The sequence below is a fragment of the Promicromonospora sp. CA-289599 genome (assembly GCF_050936155.1).
Lineage (GTDB): Bacteria > Actinomycetota > Actinomycetes > Actinomycetales > Cellulomonadaceae > Promicromonospora.
Genome location: NZ_JBNJNI010000001.1, coordinates 961303 through 983179 on the forward strand (window position 1 = coordinate 961303; position 21877 = coordinate 983179).

Here is a 21877-nt window from a genome sequence, read left to right on the forward strand (position 1 = left end):
AGTCGGCGGGCGTCTTTGACCTGCGAGCCGGATCCTGCTCGATAGCCGGGCACCGGGTCAAGGACCGGGACAGGACTTAACTGTTTCGCGCGCCCGCCGACCAGCGCGTCATCCCTTGACCGACCCCGCCGTCAGGCCGCCGACGATGTACTTCTGCAGGAACAGGAACAGCGCCAGCACCGGTACCGCCGAGATCACGGCGCCCGCGGTGAACAGGCCCCAGTTGGCGTCCTGCAGCGACGACACCCAGCCGTAGAGGCCGACGGCGAGCGTCCAGTTCTCCTCCGACTGCAGCAGCACGCGCGCGATGATGAACTCGCCGAACGTGCTGATGAAGCTGAGCAGCCCGACCACCGCGAGGATCGGCGCCGTCAGGCGCAGCACGATGGTCCAGTAGATCTGCGCGTGCGAGGCGCCGTCGATCTTCGCGGCCTCGTCGATCTCCCGCGGCACCGTGTTGAAGAACCCGTACATGAGGAACGTGTTCACGCCCAGCGCGCCGCCGAGGTACACGCAGATCAGGGACAGCTTGGAGTCCAGGCCCAGCACCGGCACGACGTTGCCCAGCGAGATGAGCAGCAGGAAGATCGCCACGAACGCGAGCATCTGGGGAAACATCTGGATCACGAGCAGGGCGGTGAGCCCGACCCGGCGGCCGCTGAACCGGAAGCGCGAGAAGGCGTAGGCCGCCGCGGCGCCCATGAGCACCGTCCCGACGCCGGTCGCGACGGCCACCACGAGGGTGTTGCCCATCCAGGTCCAGAACTTCGTGCCGCCGAGCGCCACGTAGTTGGCGCCCGACACCGAGGCGAAGAGATCGTTCGAGCCGGTGAGCGTGCCGCCGTCGGCCAGGGAGGCCGAGACGACGTAGACCAGCGGGAAGCCCGCGTAGACGACCGCGAGCACGCCGACCAGGTGGCGCCAGCCGAGGTCGGAGAACCAGCGGCCAGGGGTGGTGCGGCGGGCCAGCGCGACCCGGCGGGGCGGGGCCGCAGGGCGGGCGGGGGGAATCGTCGTGCTCATCAGGCGATCTCCTCGAGCGAGCGGGTGCGCCGGAACGCGAGGGCGGAGATGGTGGCCACCACCACGAAGATGACGATCGACAGCGCGCTGGCCAGGCCGTAGTCCTTCGCCGCGGTCCCGTCGAGCCCGGAGACGGAGTAGACCATCGAGATCAGGATGTCGGTGTGCCCGAGCGGCACCGAGGCGTCGTCGAACCGCGGCCCGCCGCCGGTGAGCATGTAGATCAGCGTGAAGTTGTTGAAGTTGAACGCGAAGCTCGAGATGAGCAGGGGCGCCGTCGCGACCAGGAGCAGCGGCAGCGTGATGGACCGCCAGGTGCGCCACCGGCCCGCGCCGTCGATCTTCGCGGCCTCCAGCACGTCGCCCGGCAGCGACTGCAGCGCGCCCGTGCAGATGAGGAACATGTAGGGGAAGCCGAGCCACAGGTTCACGCCCAGCACCGCGAGCTTCGCTAGCACCGGGTCGGTGAGCCACGGGATCGTCGCCCCGCCGAGCAGCACCTCGTTGACGAACCCGTACGACCGGTTGAGCAGCCCCGACCACAGCAGGGCCGCGAGGAACCCGGGGATCGCGTACGGGAGGATCACGAGCGTGCGGTAGATCCGCCGTCCGCGCAGGCGCGCGTCGTTGAACGCGATCGCCAGGAACAGGCCGAGCAGGAACGTGGACGCGACCGAGATCACCGCGAAGGCGAACGTCCACAGCAGGATCTTGCCGAACGGCCCCGCGTACCGGTCGTCGCCGAACGCGGTGACGAAGTTGTCCAGCCCCACGAGCACGCGCCAGCCCACCGGCAGGGTGGTCCCGTCGGCGGCCTCGAACTGGCCGTCGTCGTTGGGCGTGTACGTCACGCCGCTCGTCGTGTCGGTCATGGTGTCGGACGCAGCGGAGTACGTCAGCGTGGAGGTGAAGACGTAGCCCGTGCGGGCGTCCTGCGTGCGGACCGAGCCGTCGTTCGGGTCCTCGGAGACGGGCACCCGCAGGTCGGTGACCTCCTGCTGGCGCTCCAGGACCGCCGCGTACTCCAGCACCTCGTACCCGGGCAGCGCGGTGACCCGGCCGGCCTCGACCGAGGCGCCGTCCACCACCGCGAGCGGCTCCTCGGCGGTGCCCGCCTCGACCACACCCTCTGGTGAGACGATCGCGAAGCCAAGCGTGCCGCCGTCGGCCACCACCGTCAGGGGCGACGACGGCGAGCCCTCCACGCGGCGCTCGTTCTGCACCAGCAGGGCCTCGATCGCCTGCTCCTTGGTGCTGTTGTGCCCGTCGCCGTAGTTGGTGAACGCGACGTAGCCGGTGTAGGCCACCACGTAGACCTGGTAGACGAGCAGGAAGGCGAGACCCGGCAGGATGTACTTCAGGGGCAGCGCGCGCTTGGAGAAGTAGGCCCAGTTCGCCACGAGCAGCAGCGCCACCATCGCGGCGAGCAGGCCCCACGAGTCGGCGCTCCACGCGGCCAGCACGGCGTAGACGCCCAGGGCGTCGACCAGCGCGATCAGGGCGAGCTTGACGAGAAACCCGGGGCTCCAGCCGGTCCGACCGGAGCCCCGGATCGCGGGCGACGACATCAGCCGATCTCACCCTGGATGTCGGCGACCATCTTGTCCCAGCCCTCGGCCGGGTCGGACTTGCCGGAGATGATCGCGGCCTCGGTGACGCCCCAGTACGCCCACACGGCGCCCATCTCGGGGAGCGACGGCATCGGGACGGCGTCGGCGCCCACCTCACGGAAGCCGGCGGTGATCGGGTCCTCGGAGGCGGTGTCGGCGGCCGCGATCAGGGCCGGCGGACGGTCGCCCGCCTCGTAGAGCGCGAGCTGCGCCTCGGGGGTCGCCATGTGGTTGACCAGGAAGTCGTTGGCGAGCAGCGCGTTCTCGCTCTGCGCGCTCACGTAGAAGCCGGCCACGCCCACGAACGGCTGCGCGGGCTCCCCACCCGCGCTTGGGATCGGGTCGATCGCCAGGTCGAGGTCGCCGAACGACTCCAGCATCCACGGGCCGCCCACGATGTACGGCGACTCGCCCTTGGCGAAGGCCGCCAGCGCGATGTCGTAGGTGACGTCGGTGCTCAGCACGCCGGCCTCACCCTGCTCGGCCAGCCACTCCGCGAACTTCGTGCCGCCCTCGCCGCCGAGCGCGAGCTCGGGCTGGTACGAGCCGTCAGCGTTCTGCTCGAAGACCGGGGCGCCGAACGACGTCTGCAGCGGGTAGAACGTGTAGGGGTCGCCCTCGGTCGAGGTCTGGATCAGCAGCGGGTACTTCGTGCCGGCGTCCTTGCCGGACGCGATCGCGTCGTCCCAGGTGGAGGGCGCCTCAGGAGCGAGCTCCGTGTTGCGGATGAGCGCGATGTTCTCCACGGCGTAGGGCAGGCCGTAGACCTGACCGTCCTGCGTGAAGGCCGAGACCGAGACCGGCTCGAACGCGTCGGCCGTGTCGCCGAGCTCGATCGGGGCCACGACGCCGTTGGTCGTGAGCTCACCCAGCCAGTCGTGCGCGCCGACGGTGACGTCCGGGCCCTTGCCCGTGGGCACCTGGGCCAGGAAGTCGGGGCGGATGTCCTCGAAGTTCTTCAGCACCACCTCCACCTCGGCGCCCGTGGACTCCTCGAAGCCGGCGGCCGCGTCCTCGACGGCGGCCTGGCGGGTCTCGTCGACCCAGACGGTCAGGGTGGCGCCTGTCCCGTCCGGTGCCGCGGACGACTCCTCGCCCGCTGGTTCCTCTGCGCCGCCCGAGCAGGCGGCCAACGCCAGCGTCGCGGTCAGCGCAGCGGCGGTCAGGATGCTCCGTCGCATCGTCACTCCCGGTGGTTCGCGGCCCGACGTCGGGCCTGGTTTGGATGCCACGAACCGTAAGGCCGGACTGTACGATCTTGCAAGGCGTTGCGATAAAGTTTCAGCAACGCTTGCAGTCCCGTTCCCGACACCGGCGCGATCACTCAGCACGAAGGAGGCGCATGTCACTTAGGCTGCCAGGCGTGCGCACCCGACTGACCGACCTCGCCGAGCAAGCAGGGGTCTCCACCGCGACCGTGTCGCGCGTGCTCAACGGCAAGCCCGGCGTGGCCGGCGAGACGCGTCAGGCGGTGCTCGCCGCCCTCGACGTGCTCGGCTACGAGCGGCCGTCCGCGCTGCGCGCCCGGCCCGCAGGCCTCATCGGCCTCGTGGTCCCTGAGCTCTCCAACCCGGTGTTCCCCGCGTTCGCGCAGGCCATCGAGTCGCAGCTCGCCTCGCGCGGCTACACGCCGCTGCTCTGCACGCAGTCGCCGGGCGGCACCACCGAGGACGAGTACGTCGAGACGCTGATCGACCACTCGGTGGACGGCATCGTCTTCGTGTCCGGCAAGCATGCCGACACCCGGGCATCCACCGAGCGCTACCAGCGGCTGCGCGGGCGCGGCCTGCCGATAGTGCTGATCAACGGGTACGCCGCGGGTATCGACGCCCCGTTCGTCTCGCCCGACGACGCCGCCAGCGTCGAGCTCTCGGTCCGCCATCTGGTCGCGCTGGGCCACCGCAGCATCGGCATGGCGATCGGCCCCGACCGGTTCGTACCGGCCAAGCGCAAGATCGAGGCGTTCGCCGCGCAGCTCGTGCGGCACGGCCTCGCGGCCTCCGAGCAGGAGGCGCGTGAGCACGTGGCGCTGACCCTCTACACGCTGGAGGGCGGCCAGGCGGCGGCCGGCGACCTGATCGACAGCGGGCACACCGCCGTCGTCTGCGGATCGGACCTGATGGCGCTCGGCGCCATCCGCGCCGCCCACTCTCGCGGCCTGTCCGTGCCCGACGACGTGAGCGTCGTGGGGTACGACGACTCCCCGCTCGTCGCGTTCACCGACCCGCCGCTGACGACGGTGCGCCAGCCGGTCGCCGACATGGCGCACGCCGCCGTCAGCGCCCTGCTCACCGAGATCCACGGGGAACGCGCGCCCCGCTCGGAGCTCCTCTTCACCCCAGAACTTGTGGTCCGCGGGTCGACGGGCGCAGCTCCCCGCCCCTGAAGTTCGCTGTGGGCGTGGCCGTTCGGGGTTGATTCTCCCGTACGCTTGCTGCAAGCGTTACATCCGACATACCCCCGAACTTCGAGGACGCGACACGTGACCCGCACCCCCCTGCTGACCATCGACGACCTCTCCGCCGGGCCCCTCGTCCACACACCCGCCGCAAGCGGCGAGTGGTGGCGCGACGCGGTGATCTACCAGGTGTACCCGCGCTCGTTCGCGGACGGCAACGGCGACGGGATCGGCGACCTGCCGGGCGTCACCGCCAAGTTGGACCACCTGAAGCAGCTGGGGGTCGACGCCGTCTGGCTGAGCCCCTTCTACCGCTCCCCCCAGAAGGACGCGGGCTACGACGTCGCCGACTACCGCGACATCGACCCGCTCTTCGGCACGCTCGCGGACTTCGACGAGATGCTCGCCGGAGCCCACGAGCGGGACTTGCGGATCATCGTGGACCTGGTGCCCAACCACTCCTCCGACCAGCACGTCTGGTTCCAGGAGGCGCTGGCCGCGGCTCCCGGCTCGGCGGCGCGCGAGCGCTACATGTTCCGCGACGGCCGCGGCCCGGCCGGGGACGAGCCGCCGAACAACTGGCAGTCGATCTTCGGCGGCCCGGCCTGGACCCGCCTGACCCCGCGCTCAGATGACGGCCCTCTCGGGCCCCAGTGGTTCCTGCACCTGTTCGACACCTCGCAGCCGGACCTGAACTGGGAGAACGCCGAGGTCCGAGCCGAGCTTGAGGACGTGCTGCGGTTCTGGCTCGACCGGGGCGTGGACGGGTTCCGCGTCGACGTCGCGCACGGCATGATCAAGGCGCCGGGCCTGCCGGACTGGGACGGCCGGGCGGCCATGGTCGAGGGCACCGTGGACGGGCCGGCGACCGACCCGGCCGCGCCGGAGGACGGCTCCACCGGGGCCGGCAACCAGGGCCCGATGTTCGACCAGGACGGCGTGCACGAGATCTACCGCGCCTGGCACGGCGTCCTCGCCGAGTACCCGGGTGACCGCTGCCTCGTGGCCGAGGCCTGGGTGGAGCCGCTGAGCCGTCTGGCCCGCTACGTGCGGCCCGACGAGATGCACCAGGCGTTCAACTTCTCGTTCCTCACCGCCCCGTGGGACGCGGCGAAGATGCGCACGGTCGTCGACGTGTCGCTCGGCACCATGGACGCCGTCGGCGCCCCGACCACGTGGGTGCTGTCCAACCACGACGTCGTGCGGCACGCCTCACGCTTCGGCCTGGCCGAGATCGGCGGCCGCCAGCTCAACGGCATCGCCGCGACCGACCCGCAGCCCGACGCCGCGCTCGGCCTGCGCCGGGCCCGCGCCGCGACGCTGCTGATGCTCGGCCTGCCGGGCTCCGCGTACCTGTACCAGGGCGAGGAGCTGGGCCTGCCGGACCACACCGCGCTGCCCGCCGAGGTACGTCAGGACCCGTCCTTCTTCCGGACCGGCGGCGCCGAGCCCGGCCGGGACGGCTGCCGCGTGCCCCTGCCGTGGGCCGGCGGCGCCCCGGGCAACGGGTTCGGCCCCACCGGGAGGACCTGGCTGCCGCAGCCCGACGTGTACGCCGACCTGGCCGCCGACCGGCAGTACGGCGTCGCGGGCTCGACCTACGAGATGTACCGGACGGCGCTCGAGCTGCGCCGGGCCGAGAAGATCGGCACGGCCGGGCTGGCCTGGGTCGACTCGCTGGCCGGCTCCCCTGACGTCGTCGCCTTCCAGGTGTCCGGCGTCGTGGTGGTCAGCAACCTGGGCGCGGCTGCCGTCACCCTGCCTGCCGAGGTGGAGGTGCTGGTGGCATCGGGCGACCTCACGACGTCGGACGGCGTACGGGCCGTGCCGTCGGACACGACGGTGTGGCTGCGCGCATGATCTCGGCGGTCGAGATCCCTGGCCGGTAGGAACCGCACGGTCACCCTCCGCGCGGCCCAGGGAGCAGCGCACCCCGGACGAGGGCCAGTACCGCCTCGTCGCTCAGCCCCTGCGCGCGCGCCCGGGCCACCAGCGCGCGGGCGTCGTCGACCAGCCCGCTCGTGCTCGACGACGGCCCGTCGGCCGGCCCCTGCGGCTCGCCGCCGGGCTCCGACCCGTCGCGCGGGCCGCCTGCCGGCGGCTCCGCGACCACCGTCCCGACCCGCCGCCGGCTGGTGACGACGCCGCTCGCCTCCAGCTCCCGGTAGGCCCGCTGGACCGTGCCGACGGCGATCCCCAGGTCCCGGGCCAGGTCCCGCGAGGCGGGGAGCCGGTCCCCCGGAGCCAGGCCGCCCACCGCGACCAGCGCGGCGACCTGGCTCCGGATCTGCTCGTAGACGGGGACCGGGGAGGTCAGGTCGACCCGCAGCGCACTCATGCCGCAGGCCCCTGCGCGGCGATGCGCTGCGCGTCCGCCGTGGCGGCGGCGCGCCGAGAGGGCAACGCCGTGGCCGCGATCACCACGGACCCGACGAAGACCACGAGTGCCAGGAGCAGGCAGACGAGTCCGCCCGCCAGTGCGTCGACCCTGAGCAGCGCGCCGGCCGCGAGGGCCAGATGCGCGGCTGCGCCAAGCCCGACCCAGAGCTGCGCGCCGGCGAGCACCCGGGCCGCGGACGTGCGCCGGATCGCGTCGTCCTGCGCCGGGGAGAGCAGCCCTATCGGCGGACGCCGGGTCACGGCGCGCAGCGCCACGAACGTAGCACCGACGGCGAGTGCGAGGACGAGCAGCGTGGGCAGGCCGATCGCCCAGCCGGGGTACGGCCCGGCGCCGTGGGTCTCCCGACCCGCGTCGAGCACCCGCTCGACGCTGCGCCCGTCGCCGGCCGCGGTCAGCCCGAACACCACGAGAGCGACGACGAGCCCCGCCACAGTGCCCGCGAGGAGCGGCAGCCGCCACCCGCCCTGGTCCCGCAGACCCCGCCGCACCAGCGGTGCGCTGCGGACGTCACCGGTGGGGCGCGGCCAGCGCGCCTCACCTACCGCTCGGGCCAGGCCGAACGTCAGGGCCGCGGCGAAGGGCGCCACACCGAGCAGCACACCGGGCTCACCCCAGGTCACCGCCGCGATCCAGAGGGCGACGACCACCACGATGCTCGCCGTGGCAGCTACGGCCGAGATGCGCGTCTCGTGTCCACGGGCCGCCACGACCGTGGCGTCGAGGTCGTGCGGCGGGCCTCCCCGGCGGGCGACCAGCAGCACAAGAAGGGCGACTGCCAGGACAGGCAGTCCCAGGGCGATCACGATGACCAGTGCGTGCACGGTTCCTCCACTAATGAATCAATGCGTTGATTCATTAGATCATGGTGTGGTGCCCCGGAGCAACGAGGCGTGAAGGTCGCCACACACGGCCATCCGCCGCGGCGCAGGTGGAACAATGGCATCGTGACCTCCGCCCTCGACACGCCCACCGCCCTGCTCAAGCCCCTGCAGATCGGGCCCATCACCGTCGCCACGCCGGTGGTGCTCGCACCCATGGCGGGGGTGACGAACCGCGCCTTCCGCACCCTGTGCCGTGAGGCGGGGCAGTCGACAGGGTTCGATCCGGGCCTGTACGTCGCCGAGATGGTGACGAGCCGCGCGCTGGTGGAGCGCAACGTCGAGGCGCTGCGGATCGTGACGTTCGGCGAGGACGAGCAGCCCCGCTCCGCCCAGGTGTACGGCGTGGACCCGGCCACGGTGGGCGCCGCGGTGAAGATCATCGCGGGCGAGGACCGCGCCGACCACGTCGACCTGAACTTCGGCTGCCCGGTGCCCAAGGTGACCCGCAAGGGCGGCGGAGCCGCGCTGCCCTGGAAGCGGCAGCTCTTCACCGACATCGTGAAGGCGGCCGTCGACGCCGCCGAGCCGTACGGCGTGCCCGTCACGATCAAGATGCGCAAGGGCATCGACGACGACCACCTGACCTACCTCGAGGCGGGTCAGATCGCGGAGTCGCTCGGCGTCGCCGCCGTCGCGCTGCATGCCCGTACCGCCGCGCAGCACTACTCCGGGCAGGCCGAGTGGGAGGCCGTCGCGCGCCTCAAGGAGGCCGTCCGCACGGTTCCCGTGCTCGGCAACGGCGACATCTGGTCCGCCGAGGACGCCCTGCGCATGGTCGAGGAGACGGGCGCCGACGGCGTCGTCGTCGGCAGGGGCTGCCAGGGCCGTCCCTGGCTCTTCGCCGACCTGGCCGCCGCCTTCAACGGCTCCGACCTACGGGTCCGGCCGGGCCTGCGCGAGGTCGCCGAGACGGTCTACCGGCACGGCGAGCTCATGATCGAGTACTTCGACGGCGACGAGGGCAAGGGCATGCGCGACCTGCGCAAGCACATGGCCTGGTACCTCAAGGGCTACGCGGTGGGCGGCGAGAAGCGTCACGAGCTCGCCCTGATCGACACCCTCGCCGAGCTGCGCGAGCGGCTCGACGCCCTGGACCTCGACGCCCCGTACCCCGGGGACGACGCCGAGGGGCCGCGCGGTCGCGCCGGTTCGCCGAAGACGCCGCACCTCCCGTACGGCTGGCTCGACTCCCGCGACCTGTCGGAGGAGTTCGAGGCAAAGCTGCGCGAGGCCGAGCTGAGCGTCAGCGGCGGCTGAGCGTCACGGCTCCCCTGGTGGCAGCACCCGCCCCATGATCGACGACGCCATGACCAGCCCCGGTTCGTCCCTGGCCGCGGCCGGCTCCCGGTCGGCCAGGAGTGCGGCGCCGTCCCGCGCCCAGACGAAGTCCTGCCGCTCCGTCGCGGCCCCGTAGAGCACGTCCAGGTGGTCCGGGTGCCGCTCCGCGAGCAGGTCCAGGACCCAGGAGGGGACGTCGGGGTCGGCGAGCACCTGCGCGAGCCGCTCCGGCTTCCACGACGCGAAGGGTGCGGTGTGCACCTCACGGAGCTGGGCGTACCAGTCGAGCAGCCGCAGCCCTTTGACGGGGTGGTGCACCAGGGCGAACGCCTCGTCGTCCGGGTCCGCGGCGTCGTCGGGCAGCCAGCGTTCGTCGCGGAGCGACGGGAACAGCGCGAACTCCTCCGCCGGGGCACCGATCCGGGCCTTGAACCGGAGGTAGCAGTCCATGACGTGCGACGCGGTGCCCTGCACCAGCACGTCCCCGAAGAGGTCGTGGAACGCGCGGTGGTGGTCGGCGACCAGCTCCCGGGCGCGGGCCAGGGTGCGCGGGTTGCGGTAGGCGGGACACGGCGTGGAGGTCAGCAGCCCGACGACGCCCCGCACCACGCCGACGACGGAGTCCGGCGAGAAGACCAGCGGGGTGTCCGCGAAGATCCACGCCGCCCCGACCGGGAGGAGGCGCACGGACAGGGGCAGGCCGGGCACGAGCGCCGTCGAACGGATCCCGGAGCACCCCGTGTACACCCGGTACTCCAGGTCGTCCTCGAGGTTGTGCAGCACCACGTGCTCGTCCACCAGGTCGGTCACCATGAAGTAGCCCAGCACGCCGCCGTCGCGCCACTGCTCGAGCAGCGCACGCTCGGCGTCGGTCACGGTGAGGCCCGCCGGCACGTCGCCGAGGAGCCTGCCGACCAGCGAGCCGCCCGTCTCGCGCGGCCCGGCGTGCACGAGCATGTCGACCGCGCAGTCGCGCGTCATCGCGTCGCGCAGCTCGGTGTCGACGTCGTCGGGCACCAGCGACTGAGACCGCACGTAGGCGGTCTGCCTCCGGACGGCCTCGGCGTTGCCGGGTCGCCGTACGTGCTCGACCAGACGCTGCTCAAGCCGGGTCGCGAGGTCGAGGCGTTCGTGCAGGCCGAGCAGGCTGAGCGGGCCGGCAGCGGGGCTCGTCGAGGATGGTGTCGAGGTCATGCCTCCATGCTCTGTCAGGAAGCGCTACGGAAGCTGTCCAAGAAGCCGCACCTGTGGATAACCAGAATCAGCACGAACCAGGGGGCGGTGGTGCGATCCGGCCCGGACCAGTTCGGTTACGCTCGTGCAGCCGTCCGGCGAGCGCGCCGATCAGTCGGCCGTCCCTGACCGAGCACCCACTACCCGAGGGAGTTCTCCGTGCTGTCCGACGTGGCGCGACGTGTCCGCGCACCCGAGATCGCGCCGCGCACCGCCGACGACCCGACCGAGCTCGGCGGCTACGCGATCCGCGGCCGGCTGGGCAAGGGCGGTATGGGCATGGTGTACCTCGGCGCCACCCGGAGCGGTCGGCTGCTCGCGATCAAGGTCATCCACCCGGAGAGCACCGGCGAGCACGAGTTCCGGGCCCGCTTCCGCCGCGAGGTGTCGGCCGCGACGAGGGTGCGCAGCCGCCGCACGGCGGTGGTCGTCGACTTCGACGTCGACGCGCCCCGGCCCTGGCTGGCCACCGAGTACGTGCCCGGACCCACCCTGGCGCAGGCCATCGCCGAGCTGGGGAGCCTGCCCGAGGCCGCGGTCCGCGAGCTCGTCGCAGGCCTCGCGGAGGCCCTCGACGCGATCCATCGCGAAGGTCTCGTCCACCGCGACGTGAAGCCCACCAACGTGCTGCTCGGCCCCGACGGGCCGGTGCTGATCGACATGGGCATCGTCTCCGACTCGGATGCCACGTCGTTGACCAGCACGGGCATCCAGCCCGGGACGCCCCAGTTCATGTCGCCCGAGCAGGCCCGCGGCGAAGCCGTCACCACCGCCTCCGACATGTGGTCGCTCGGCGCCGTCGCCCACCTGGCGGCGGCCGGGACCCCACCGTTCGGGACGGGCAGCCTCGCGACCGTCACCTACCGGATCGTGCACGAGAGGCCCGACCTCGGCACCCTGCCGCCCGGCCTGCGTCACGTGGTCGGCGCCTGCCTCGCCAAGGATCCCGCCGCGCGCCCGACGGCGTCGGCGGTGCTCACCTCGCCCGCCGACCCGCCGTACGTCGAGCCGGTCGACACCGGCCTGGCAGGTCCCGGCCTGGCCGACCTGGACACGGTGCTGGGCTCGGCGGCACCGCCCGCCGACCCGACCGCGGAGGACAGTGCGGAGGCACCGGCGCCGGCCGACCGGATACGCCGCAGGGTCCTGACCGGCCTGGTCGCGGTGGGTCTGGTGCTGGCCGGCGGGGGCGCTGCGGCAGCGGTCGCGCACTTCCTGGCCCCCGACGACTCGACGGCGGTCGCCGCACCCCGGGGCGGGGAGCCGACGTCGGCCGAGCCGTCCGGCGCACCCAGCCCCGGTGCGTCGAAGAAGACGGAGCCGTCGGCGTCGCCGTCGCCCGAGACATCTCCTGTCGCCACGCCCGTCGACGAGCCGGCCGGTACGCCCGAGCAGGACGCGGCCCCGGCCCGGTTCCGGCCGGGCACGGTGGTGATCCCGACGCGGGTCCAGGTGGGCCAGGAGATCGTCGCGGAAGCTACCGGCTGGACGCCGCGACCGGCCGGCACGACGTGCCTGTGGAGCATCGGCGGCGAGGAGCGGGACAACCTCGGGTCGTGCACCTACACCGTCGTGCTCGACGACGTGGGCAAACCCGTCCAGGTCAGGCTCACCGCGACCCGGTCCGGATATGCCGAGGCGGCGGTGCTCTCCAATGCCACCGGCACGGTGCCGCAGCCGACCGTGCCCCAGCCGAGCTGTTCGATCCTGCTGAGCCCGGGCAAGGTGAACTCCGGCTGGTTCGCCCACTGCGACGTCGACCAGGACCCGAACGTCACCTACACGTGGTCCTGGGTCGACGTCACCCAGGACGAGACCATCAGGTGGGCGAACTACACGCCCAGCCGGCGGATCTGGATCGGGGGCGGCCGGGCCGGTCACCAGGCGAGAGTGACGGTGACCGCGGAGCGGCCGGGCTACCGTTCCGCCGAGTTCGGCACCACGTTCACCCTGCCCGACGAGTGGGTCCCGAGTGGGTGAAACACCCGCCTCGGTAGCGCGTCACCGGGGCTACAGAGGCTAAATCTTGCTCGTAAAGAGCACAAAGGGCCCAACATGGTCCAAGATCAGCCTTGCACCATGTCTTCTTCAGTCGGGTTCCGAGCACGCGTCCCGGCAGTACCGCCTCACCGACCCGTACCGACCCGTACCGACGGAAAGGGATACACCCATCATGGCATCGGAGAAACGCCCCCGACGCGTTCCTGCGGTCATCGCCGACATACGCAGAAACCCAGGGTTCTTCCTGGGGGCCTTCGGCCTCTCGGCCTGGGCCTACATCGGCATGTCACACACCATCGCCGCCTATGAGGGGCCCGAGCTCGGCTACGCGCTTGGTGTCGCGTACGAGGCGCTGGTGATCGGCCTGGCCTGGGAGGGGCGGCGCCGAGCCGACAGGGCGCTCGAGAGCGGCCGTCCCCCTTCAGGTCACGGACGCTGGCTCGGCGGCGCGATCATCGTCGGCATCCTGTCCGGCGCGCTCGCCGCCTGGCACGGCTGGCTGCTCGGTGAGGGCATCTTCGCCGCCTCTCGCGCCGTCGCACCCGTCCTGGCGGCGGTAGCGGTGCACCTGTTCTTCCAGTCGGCGTCGAGTGCGCGCGACCTCGACCGGCTGGCGCAGATCGAGCTCGACCGTGAGACGGCCGTGCTGGACATGCTCGACGCGGTGCGGCTGGCGCAGATCGCCCCCGAGGACGAGCGTGACGCACGTATCGCGGACGTGAACACCGCGGTGGCCCGGGTCCACCGCCACGTGCCCGCCGGTGTCACCGCGGAGGTGACACGCCCGCACCTGGAGTCGGAGCGCACGATCCGCGACGTCGTCCAGGAGGCCGCGGCGCTGGCCGGCGAGTGGATGCCCGACCAGAGCGAGCTCGAGCGGGTGGCGTCCGACCGCGCACTGACCCGTGTGCACCTGCCGGAGCTGTCCCTTCCCGCCGGCGTCCAGCTCGGCCTGGCCGTGACCGACGGCGGCGAGCACGACCGGTCCGCGCACGACGAGCCTGCCCTGACCGGCCGTACCGACCCCGAGCCGGCCGCCGCGCCCGAGCGCATCCGGTCCGAGCCCGCGCTGACCGGTGAGACCGAGCGCGTGCAGCTGGAACGCAAGTACGCGCCCGTGACGCCGGCAACGGACTGGGAGACGCGCCCCAGCACCGGGACGGTGCCCACGGTCACCGGGTCGACGCCCGCGGTCACCAGCTCGGCGCCGTCGCTCAGCACGCACCAGATCAGCCAGATCCGCGTGCTCCGGTGGGAGCAGAACCTCAGCCTCGACGAGGTCGCGGAGCGGGTGGGAGTCTCCGTGAGCGCGGTGAACAAGTACGCCCCCAGCACCGACGTGCCGACCACCGAGACCGGCTCCATGGCCAAGGTCTCCGCGGGTCTTTCCTGACTTTCGCTGGTCGAGCCACCAACGGTGGCTCGACCAGCGATGGCCCGGTCAGCCGAAGTTGACGCCCTGCGCCAGCGGCAGCTCCGTCGAGTAGTTCACCGTGTTCGTGGCGCGGCGCATGTACTGCTTCCATGCGTCCGACCCGGACTCGCGCCCGCCGCCCGTCGACTTCTCGCCGCCGAACGCGCCACCGATCTCCGCGCCGGAGGTCCCGATGTTGACGTTCACGATGCCGCAGTCCGAGCCGGCCTCCGACATGAACGTCTCGGCCTCGCGCACGTCCATCGTGAAGATCGCCGACGACAGGCCCTGGGGCACGTCGTTGTGCAGCGCGATCGCCTCGGACAGCTCCGAGTAGGTCAGCACGTACAGGATCGGCGCGAACGTCTCCCGCTTGACGACGTCGGCCTGCGTCACCATCCGCACGATCGCGGGCTGCACGTACGCCGCGTCCTCGGCACCGGGCACGGTGACCGCTGTGCCGCCCACGACGAGCCTGCCGCCCGCGTCCACCGCCTCGTCGATCGCGGCGAGCATGCGCTCGCGCGCACCGGCGTCGACCAGCGGGCCGACCAGGGTGCCCTCGGCACGCGGGTCGCCGACCGGCAGGTCGGCGTAGACCTTGGCGAGCCGCGCGACGACCTCGTCCGCCACCGACTCGTGCACGATCAGGCGCCGCAGCGAGGTGCAGCGCTGGCCGGCCGTGCCGGCCGCCGAGAACACCGCGCCGCGTACGGCGAGATCGAGGTCGGCCGACGGCGCGACGATCGCCGCGTTGTTGCCGCCCAGCTCGAGGAGGTACCGGCCGCCGCGCGCCGCGACGACGGGGGCGACCTGCTGGCCCATCCGCTCGGAGCCGGTCGCGGAGACCAGCGCCACGCGGGAGTCGGCCACGAGGGCCTCGCCGGCCTCACGGTCGCCGAGGAGCAGCTGCGAGACGCCCGCCGGGAAACCTGCCTCGGCCAGCGCGCGGTCGAGCAGCGCCGAGGCGCCCACTGCCGAGAGCAGCGTCTTCTCGCTCGGCTTCCACACCACGGTGTCGCCGCAGACGAGCGCGACGGCGGTGTTCCAGGACCACACGGCCACCGGGAAGTTGAACGCGCTGATGACGCCGACGACGCCCATCGGGTGCCACGTCTCCATGAGGCGGTGCCCCGGGCGCTCCGAGGGCATCGTGCGTCCGCCGACCTGCCGCGACAGCCCGACGGCGAAGTCGCAGATGTCGATCATCTCCTGGACCTCGCCCAGGGCCTCGCTCGTGACCTTGCCCGCCTCGATGGTGACCAGCTCGGCGAGGTCGGTCTTGTGCTCGGTCAGCAGCTCGCCCAGGCGCTTGATCACCTGGCCGCGCACGGGGGCGGGTACGGAGCGCCACGTCGTGAAGGCCTCGGCGGCCCGGTCGACGGCGGCGGTGGCCTCTGCGGCGCCGTCACGACGCACGTGGAGCAGGGGCTGGCCGGACAGCGGCGACACGACGGCGAGGTCGCCGTCGGTCGAGCCTGTCGAGACCCCCGGAGCCGTGGCACCCAGCCGCTCCAGGGCGGCAAGTGCGGCCTCCCGCAGCTCGGTGGTCAGCGGGGTGTGGGTGGTGGTGCTGGTCATCGCGATGCTCCCGTTGTGCGGTTGGGCGTGGTGAGGGTGGCCGGGTCGACGCCGAGGGTCTCGGCGGCGGCGGCGAGCGACCTGTCCACCTGGTCGGCGTACAGGTCGAAGGGGTCGTTGAGCTCGCGGCCGAGCGCGCCGGACATCCAGTCGGCGTCCCGGTCCGTGCCCTGCTGGCTCGCGTCCTTGGCGCCGTCCGAGGTCAGGTTGGACTGGAAGATGCCGGCCGCGGAACGCGGCAGGAAGTCCTCGTAGACGACGGGCTCGCGGCGGACGCCCGTGCCGTCGCCGTCCACCTCGTAGGTGAACCAGCCGAGGCCCTGGGCGGCGAGCTCCGTCTCCGTCGTCGGGAAGGTCCGCTGCCAGACGGCGCGGGCGGTCTCCTGGCGCTGGGCCTCCGTGAAGCCGGGGTCCTCGGCGCGGGCCGCGGCGGCGGCCTCGTCGATCTGGACGACCGCGGCGTCGTACGCGGCGCGGCCCTCGCGGGTCAGCGCGATGCCGCGCGCCTCGACCTCGCCGAACCGGACGCGCAGGGAGTCGCTCACGATCTCGCCGTCGGCCGTGCGGAAGGTGCGCGGCTCGGCGAGCGCGCGGAACGACGTCTGGCGCAGGAGGACGTCCGGACCCGCCCAGCGCGGAGGGCCCTGGATCGCGTCGATCATCGTGATGCCGCGGGCCTCCATGCGCGCGTACAGGTCGTCGATGTCGAGCACGCGGGGCGTGAGGTGGTTGATGTGCGTCGAGGCGATGCCGCCGATGTCGGCGGCCACGGCGCTGACGGCCTCCAGCTCGCGGTACCAGGCCTGGTCCACGGGCTCCCGGGACAGCTCGAACGCCTCGGTCGCCAGGCGCAGGAACTCCGCCGCCTGGTCCTCCGGCAGGCCGCCCTCGGCCTCGGCACGGTCGGCCAGGGCCAGCAGCTCCGGGCCGAACAGCGTGCGGGCGCCGAGGAAGTTCTCCAGGCGCCGCTCCAGGTCCGCGGTGAAGAACCGACGGTCCGCCGTGACGAGCATCGACGTGAAGACCCGGAACGGGTTGCGCGCCAGCTCCGCGCGCTCGATCGGGCGGAACGCCGTCGAGATCACCGGGACCGAGCTCGACGACGCGTCGCGCAGGTCGTAGAACCCGACCGGCTGCATGCCCATGGCGCCGAAGATCCGGGCGACCTGCGACATCTCGGTGGGCGTGCCCACGCGGATCGCGCCGTGCCGCTCCGCGGTGACGCGCGCGATGGAGCCGAGCCGTTCGGCGTCCGCCCCGTGCTTCGCCACGAAGTCGGCGTTGACCTCGTGCGACACGTCGAGCAGCGTGGTGTAGGCCGGAACTTCCTTGCCGTACATGTCCGAGAGGCTGCGCGCGAACGCGGCCCTCAGCCGCCAGGGCTCGAGGAACGTCGGTGCCGACATCGGTGTCTCCTTCTCCGTCAGATGATGTTGGCCTCGGGGCCTCGTCGCCCCGGGCCGGTAGTGGTCGTGCCGGAGGCGTCCGTGGCGAACCGGTCGGCGCTGAACCCGGACACGTCGATCGGGGGCGTGCGGCCCGCGTACAGGTCGCGCACCGCCTCGCCGACCGCGGGTGCCTGCAGGAACCCGTGACCGGAGAAGCCGGCGGCGTAGAGCACGCGACCCGGCACGCCGGTCGCCTCGCCGATGAGGGCGTTGTGGTCCGGCGTCATCTCGTAGAGGCCCGCCCAGCCGCGCGCGACGGGCACGTCGGACAGCTCAGGAGCGCAGGCCCCCACCGCGCCGCGCAGCAGCGGCAGCCAGGCCGGGTCGTACGTGCGCTCGAAGGCGATGGGCGTCGCCGGGTCGGCGATCCCGAGGAGCAGGCCGTCGGGCGCCGCGTTGTGGAAGTAGAAGGTGGTGCCGTAGTCGATCGTGAACGGGATCCGCGACGGCGCCGGGTCCAGCGCGGGGGTGAAGCCGATCTGTCGCCGGTAGGGGTCGACGGGCAGGTCGAGCCCCGCCTTGGTGGCCACGTCGCGCGTCCACGCGCCCGCGCACAGCACGACGGCGCCGGTCCGCACCCGGCCCTGGTTCGTCCAGACCGCGACGACGTCGTCGCCCCTCGTCTCGACGTCGACGGCCGTCACGTGCGTGCGGACGGTCGCGCCGTGGCGCTCGGCCCCCGCGGCGTACCCCTCGACGACGGCCTTGGGGTGGGCGAACCCGTCCCGCGCGGCATAGGCGGCGCCCCGGTACCTGTCGACGTCGACGTACGGGTTGAGCCGGCGGACGGCGTCGGGGCTGAGCATGCGGCTCGCCACCCCGCGCTCGTTCTGCATGGCCACCGACTCCTCGAAGAGCGTGACGTCGGCGGCGTCCGGCAGGAGGAACAGGTAGCCCGGCTGCTGCAGCCCGATGTCCGCGCCCGGACGGTCGGCGAAGTCCTCGTACAGCTCGAGGCTGCGGTTGCCGAGGTCGACGTTCGCGGGGTCGGAGAACTGCGCCCGCACTCCCCCGATGGGCTTGCCCGAGCTGCCCGAGGCGAGCTCGTCGGCCTCCAGGAGCAGCACGTCGACGCCGTCCTCGGCGAGGTGGAACGCCACCGACGCGCCGATCGCACCGCCGCCGACGACCACGACCTCAGCGCGCGCGGGGAGCCTGCCCCGCCGGTCCGCGGGGTGCCGTGCTGAGGTCATGCACGCATCCTGCCACGTGCTCCTGCGAATGCGGACACCCGCCGGAAGTCTTCCTGCCGTGGCAGCCCTGATCCGGGAACACACCTGTCAGACGCATGCCCACGTGTCAGACGTACAGGTCACCCGAGTGACCTGTACGTCTGACAGGTCGGGGCGGGTCTGACAGGTCAGCTCGCGGCGGACGCGCGGCAGTCCGCGCAGGTGCCCCAGAGCTCGATGGTGTGCTCGATGTCGTCGAAGCCCTGGGCCGCGGCGACCTTCGAGGCCCAGGCCTCGACCGTGGGGCCGTCGATCTCGACCGTCCGGCCGCACATCCGGCACACCAGGTGGTGGTGGTGCTCGCGGCGCGCGCACCGGCGGTAGAGGCTCTCGCCGTCCTCGGCCCGCAGGACGTCCACCTCGCTCGCCTCCGCGAGCGCCTGCAACGCCCGGTACACCGTCGCGAGACCCACGGACTCGCCGCGGGCGCGCAGGGTCTCGTGCAGCTGCTGCGCCGAGCGGAAGTCCGCGATCTCGTCGAGCGCCTCGACAACGGCTGTCCGCTGGCGGGTCATACGTGCGGCCATCAGCGGCACTCCTTCGCGGCGGCCACCGCACGTTCCGTTGCGGCGGCAGGCAGGTCGACGTCGTCGGGCAGGTCTGGATGCGGGTCGTGCGCGGGGCGCCGCCGGGTCAGGAACGGCGCCACCACCGAGACCACCGCGTAGACCGCGATGGCAAGGACCACGATAGTCGCGCCCGGCGAGACGTTGTACCAGTAGGTGATGGTCAGGCCGGACACGCAGACCACGACCCCGACGACGCAGGCGGTGAGCATGGTGCGCCCGAAGGCGTGCGTGACCTGCTGCGCCACGGCCACGGGAACGATCATGAGCGCGCTGACGAGCAGCAGGCCGACGACGCGCATGGCGACCGTCACCGTGAGGGCGGAGACGACCGCGACGATGATGTTCAGCGCCCAGACGGGCAGGCCGGACGCGACGGCGAACTCCTCGTCGTGGCTCACCGAGAACAGCGCGTGCCGCAGGCCGACCCCGACGGCCAGCACCACGAGGGAGAGCACGACGGTGAGCCAGAGGTCGCTGTCGGTCACCGTGGAGATGGAGCCGAACAGGTACTGCATGAGGTTGCCGGAGGAGCCGCCGGCGATCCCGATGAGGAAGACGCCGCCGGCGATGCCGCCGTAGAACATGATGGCGAGCGCGAGGTCGCCGGAGGTGCGTCCGCGACGCCGGACCACCTCGATGAGGACCGCACCGATCACCGCGGCGACGACGGCGCCGGGGATCGCGAGGGCGTCGTTCGGCGTCAGCCCCATGCCCGCGCCGACGAGCCAGCCGAGGGCGACGCCCGTCAGGGCGACGTGCCCGATCCCGTCGCCGAGCAGGGACAGCTTGCGCTGCACCAGGTAGGTGCCGACGACGGGGGCGGTGATGCCGACGAGGAGCGCGGCGACGAGCGCCCGCTGCATGAACGGGTCGGTCAGCATGAGCATGATCACGGTCGCACCTCCAGGTCGAGAGCCCTGGCTTCGGCGTCCCGAGCTGTCCGGTTGTCGTTGTCGTCGGCGTGCGGGTGCTGGTGCCGGTGTCCGACGCGGTCGTGGTCGTGCCGGGCGCGCGGCGGGGCGCCGTCGTGCACCACCTTGCCGTGCCGCAGCACGACGGCGCGGGTGACGAGCGGCTCGAGCTCCCCGAGCTCGTGCAGGACGACGAGCACGGTGAGGCCGCCGTCGACCAGCCGCTGCATGGTGGCGGCGAACGCCTCCTGGCTGGCGACGTCCACGCCCGCGACGGGCTCGTCCAGTACAAGAACATCGGGTTCCCGGACCAGGGCGCGCGCGATGAGGATGCGCTGCTGCTGGCCGCCCGACAGGAGGTGCACGGGGTCGCGCACCCGGTCGGCGAGGCCCACCTGCCCGAGGGCGGTGTCAACCCGGTCGCGCCAGCCGCGCGGCGGCCACAGGCGGCGTCCGTGCAGCAGGCCGGAGGCGACGACCTCCTGCGCGGTGGACGGGATGCCGCCGCCCGCGGTCGCACGCTGGGGCACGTAGCCGATGCGGCTCCAGTCGACGGCGGCCCCGCGTGGGCCGGCCCCGAGAGACTTGCCGAGCAGGCGGACGGTGCCCTCCGACGGCGAGTTGATGCCGACGAGCGCGCGCACGAGGGTCGACTTGCCGGAGCCGTTCGCGCCCAGCAGCGCGACGACCTCGCCGCGGTCCACCGTCAGGTCGATGCCGCGCAGGATGTGGCTCGCGCCCGCACGGAAGTGCAGGCCGCGGGCCTCGATGACGGGTTCGCTCGTCTCGGTCACCTGCCTAGTGTCCGTCATTCGCAGACCAGGCCCTCCTCCAGTGCGGCGAGGTTGGCCCGCATGACCGAGACGTAGTCGTCGCCGGCGGCCGTGGACTCCTCGGACAGGCCCTCCAGCGGGTCCAGCACGGCGGTGTTCACACCCAGGTCGGCGGCCAGGGTCTCGGTGACCTTGGGGCTCACGAGCGTCTCCGAGTACAGGGTCTTGATGCCGCGCTCCTCGACGATGTCGCCGATCTCGCGCAGGCGGGCCGGGGACGGCTCCACCTCGGGGTCGAGCTCGGAGATGCCCACCTGCTCCAGCGCGTACCGGTCGGCGAGGTAGCCGAACGCGGCGTGGCTCGTCACGAGCGTGGCGCCCTGGCACGCGGCCAGCCCGTCCGCGAACTCCTGGTCCAGCTCGTCGAGCTGCTGGCCGAGGCGCTGGGCGCCGGCGGCGTACTCGTCGGCGTGCTCCGGGTCCACGGCTGCCAGCTCGTCGGCGACGACCTTCCCGACGGCGGCGAGCCGGCTCGGGTCCAGCCAGAAGTGCGGGTCGGTGGCGCCGTGGCCGTGCTCGTCGGCGTGCTCCGCGTGCTCTTCCTCGGTCTCGCCCGCGTGCTCCTCCTCGGCCTCCTCGGCATGCTCGACGAGGCCCGCGGCGTCGGCGGCGTCGACCACGTGCTGGGGTGCGCGGGCCTCGACGCCCTCGTCGACGGCGTTCTGGAAGCCGGACAGGTAGACCACCAGGTCGGCGGTACCGATCTCGCGGACCTGCGCCGGGGAGAGCTCGAGGTCGTGCGGCTCGGCGGCCGGGGGCGTCAGGTTGTCGACGGTGACCAGGTCGCCGCCGATCTGCTGCGCGATGTACTGGAGCGGGTAGAACGAGGCGAGTACGGTGACGCCGTCGGACTCGTCGGAGGAGCCGCCTGCGCCCTGCGTCGAACAGCCTGCGAGCGTCGCCGTGGCGACAAGAGCGAGGCCGGCGAGAGCAGCGCCGGTGGCGCGAGTCTTTATCATGAGAACGATTCTCACGCCTGTTGAGAACCGTTGTCAAAGATCGGTGCCGAGAGGTCCGTCACTGGGTTATTCGCGCAGGCTCCAACCTGCCCGGACGGTAGGCTG

18 protein-coding genes are annotated in these 21877 nt (G+C 72.5%); 5 read left to right on the top strand and 13 right to left on the bottom strand.

The window, feature by feature from the left end:
• Positions 1 to 108 precede the first annotated feature (108 nt).
• The 3 genes from ACQEVI_RS04240 to ACQEVI_RS04250 are packed head-to-tail and all read right to left on the bottom strand — an operon-like array spanning position 109 to position 3814.
• Entirely contained in the window at positions 109 to 1023 is a 915-nt protein-coding gene (locus ACQEVI_RS04240) for a sugar ABC transporter permease (protein ID WP_432895029.1), read from the bottom strand.
• Positions 1023 to 2591 carry an ABC transporter permease subunit gene (locus ACQEVI_RS04245; RefSeq protein ID WP_432895032.1) on the bottom strand — a complete coding sequence of 523 codons (1569 nt, stop codon included), beginning with the start codon at positions 2589 to 2591 and terminating at the stop codon, positions 1023 to 1025. Before ACQEVI_RS04245 ends, ACQEVI_RS04240 begins: the two co-directional genes overlap by 1 nt.
• Positions 2591 to 3814: a sugar ABC transporter substrate-binding protein gene (locus ACQEVI_RS04250; protein ID WP_432895034.1), complete on the bottom strand. Its 1224-nt coding sequence runs from the start codon at positions 3812 to 3814 to the stop codon at positions 2591 to 2593. The genes ACQEVI_RS04245 and ACQEVI_RS04250 overlap by 1 nt, the downstream gene beginning before the upstream one ends.
• A 161-nt stretch (positions 3815 to 3975) precedes the next feature.
• Here ACQEVI_RS04250 and ACQEVI_RS04255 point away from each other — a divergent pair, with 161 nt between their 5' ends.
• Together ACQEVI_RS04255 and ACQEVI_RS04260 are read left to right on the top strand one after the other, a co-directional pair.
• Positions 3976 to 5019, top strand: a complete 1044-nt coding sequence (locus ACQEVI_RS04255) for a LacI family DNA-binding transcriptional regulator (protein ID WP_432895036.1) — start codon at positions 3976 to 3978, stop codon at positions 5017 to 5019.
• A gap of 96 nt (positions 5020 to 5115) precedes the next feature.
• Positions 5116 to 6891 (top strand): glycoside hydrolase family 13 protein, encoded by a 1776-nt coding sequence (locus ACQEVI_RS04260; protein ID WP_432895038.1) that lies wholly within the window; start codon positions 5116 to 5118, stop codon positions 6889 to 6891.
• Positions 6892 to 6931: 40 nt separating this feature from the next.
• Here ACQEVI_RS04260 and ACQEVI_RS04265 read toward each other — a convergent pair whose 3' ends face one another.
• Together ACQEVI_RS04265 and ACQEVI_RS04270 are read right to left on the bottom strand one after the other, a co-directional pair.
• Positions 6932 to 7369, bottom strand: coding sequence for a GntR family transcriptional regulator (locus tag ACQEVI_RS04265; RefSeq protein ID WP_432895040.1), 438 nt, complete (start codon positions 7367 to 7369; stop codon positions 6932 to 6934).
• Positions 7366 to 8253, bottom strand: coding sequence for a hypothetical protein (locus ACQEVI_RS04270; protein WP_432895042.1), 888 nt, complete (start codon positions 8251 to 8253; stop codon positions 7366 to 7368). The genes ACQEVI_RS04265 and ACQEVI_RS04270 overlap by 4 nt, the downstream gene beginning before the upstream one ends.
• 123 nt (positions 8254 to 8376) lie before the next feature.
• Between ACQEVI_RS04270 and dusB the strand changes: the two genes are divergently transcribed.
• Positions 8377 to 9570 carry a tRNA dihydrouridine synthase DusB gene (gene dusB / locus ACQEVI_RS04275; RefSeq protein WP_432895044.1) on the top strand — a complete coding sequence of 398 codons (1194 nt, stop codon included), beginning with the start codon at positions 8377 to 8379 and terminating at the stop codon, positions 9568 to 9570.
• 3 nt (positions 9571 to 9573) lie between these two features.
• Here dusB and ACQEVI_RS04280 read toward each other — a convergent pair whose 3' ends face one another.
• The gene (locus tag ACQEVI_RS04280) at positions 9574 to 10785 is read right to left on the bottom strand and encodes a hypothetical protein (RefSeq protein ID WP_432895046.1); all 1212 of its coding nucleotides are present in this window, start codon (positions 10783 to 10785) and stop codon (positions 9574 to 9576) included.
• 198 nt (positions 10786 to 10983) lie between these two features.
• Here ACQEVI_RS04280 and ACQEVI_RS04285 point away from each other — a divergent pair, with 198 nt between their 5' ends.
• Entirely contained in the window at positions 10984 to 12804 is a 1821-nt protein-coding gene (locus tag ACQEVI_RS04285) for a protein kinase domain-containing protein (RefSeq protein WP_432895048.1), read from the top strand.
• Between the two features lie 304 nt (positions 12805 to 13108).
• A complete protein-coding gene (locus ACQEVI_RS04290; protein ID WP_432895050.1) occupies positions 13109 to 14218 on the top strand; it encodes a helix-turn-helix domain-containing protein in 1110 nt (369 codons plus the stop codon).
• A gap of 48 nt (positions 14219 to 14266) precedes the next feature.
• Here the strand turns inward: ACQEVI_RS04290 and amaB are convergent, their stop codons facing one another.
• From amaB to ACQEVI_RS04325, 7 genes are all read right to left on the bottom strand, one after another.
• Positions 14267 to 15820 carry an L-piperidine-6-carboxylate dehydrogenase gene (gene amaB / locus ACQEVI_RS04295; RefSeq protein ID WP_432895052.1) on the bottom strand — a complete coding sequence of 518 codons (1554 nt, stop codon included), beginning with the start codon at positions 15818 to 15820 and terminating at the stop codon, positions 14267 to 14269.
• Positions 15817 to 17226 (bottom strand): 2-oxoadipate dioxygenase/decarboxylase, encoded by a 1410-nt coding sequence (gene hglS, locus ACQEVI_RS04300; protein ID WP_432895054.1) that lies wholly within the window; start codon positions 17224 to 17226, stop codon positions 15817 to 15819. Before hglS ends, amaB begins: the two co-directional genes overlap by 4 nt.
• A 17-nt stretch (positions 17227 to 17243) precedes the next feature.
• On the bottom strand, positions 17244 to 18461 hold the full coding sequence (locus ACQEVI_RS04305) for an NAD(P)/FAD-dependent oxidoreductase (RefSeq protein WP_432895055.1): 1218 nt from the start codon (positions 18459 to 18461) through the stop codon (positions 17244 to 17246).
• Positions 18462 to 18628: 167 nt separating this feature from the next.
• Positions 18629 to 19027: a Fur family transcriptional regulator gene (locus ACQEVI_RS04310; protein ID WP_432895057.1), complete on the bottom strand. Its 399-nt coding sequence runs from the start codon at positions 19025 to 19027 to the stop codon at positions 18629 to 18631.
• On the bottom strand, positions 19027 to 19956 hold the full coding sequence (locus tag ACQEVI_RS04315; RefSeq protein WP_432905787.1) for a metal ABC transporter permease: 930 nt from the start codon (positions 19954 to 19956) through the stop codon (positions 19027 to 19029). Before ACQEVI_RS04315 ends, ACQEVI_RS04310 begins: the two co-directional genes overlap by 1 nt.
• A gap of 2 nt (positions 19957 to 19958) precedes the next feature.
• Positions 19959 to 20792 carry a metal ABC transporter ATP-binding protein gene (locus ACQEVI_RS04320; RefSeq protein WP_432895059.1) on the bottom strand — a complete coding sequence of 278 codons (834 nt, stop codon included), beginning with the start codon at positions 20790 to 20792 and terminating at the stop codon, positions 19959 to 19961.
• Positions 20789 to 21772 carry a metal ABC transporter substrate-binding protein gene (locus ACQEVI_RS04325; protein ID WP_432895061.1) on the bottom strand — a complete coding sequence of 328 codons (984 nt, stop codon included), beginning with the start codon at positions 21770 to 21772 and terminating at the stop codon, positions 20789 to 20791. The genes ACQEVI_RS04320 and ACQEVI_RS04325 overlap by 4 nt, the downstream gene beginning before the upstream one ends.
• Positions 21773 to 21877 lie beyond the last annotated feature (105 nt).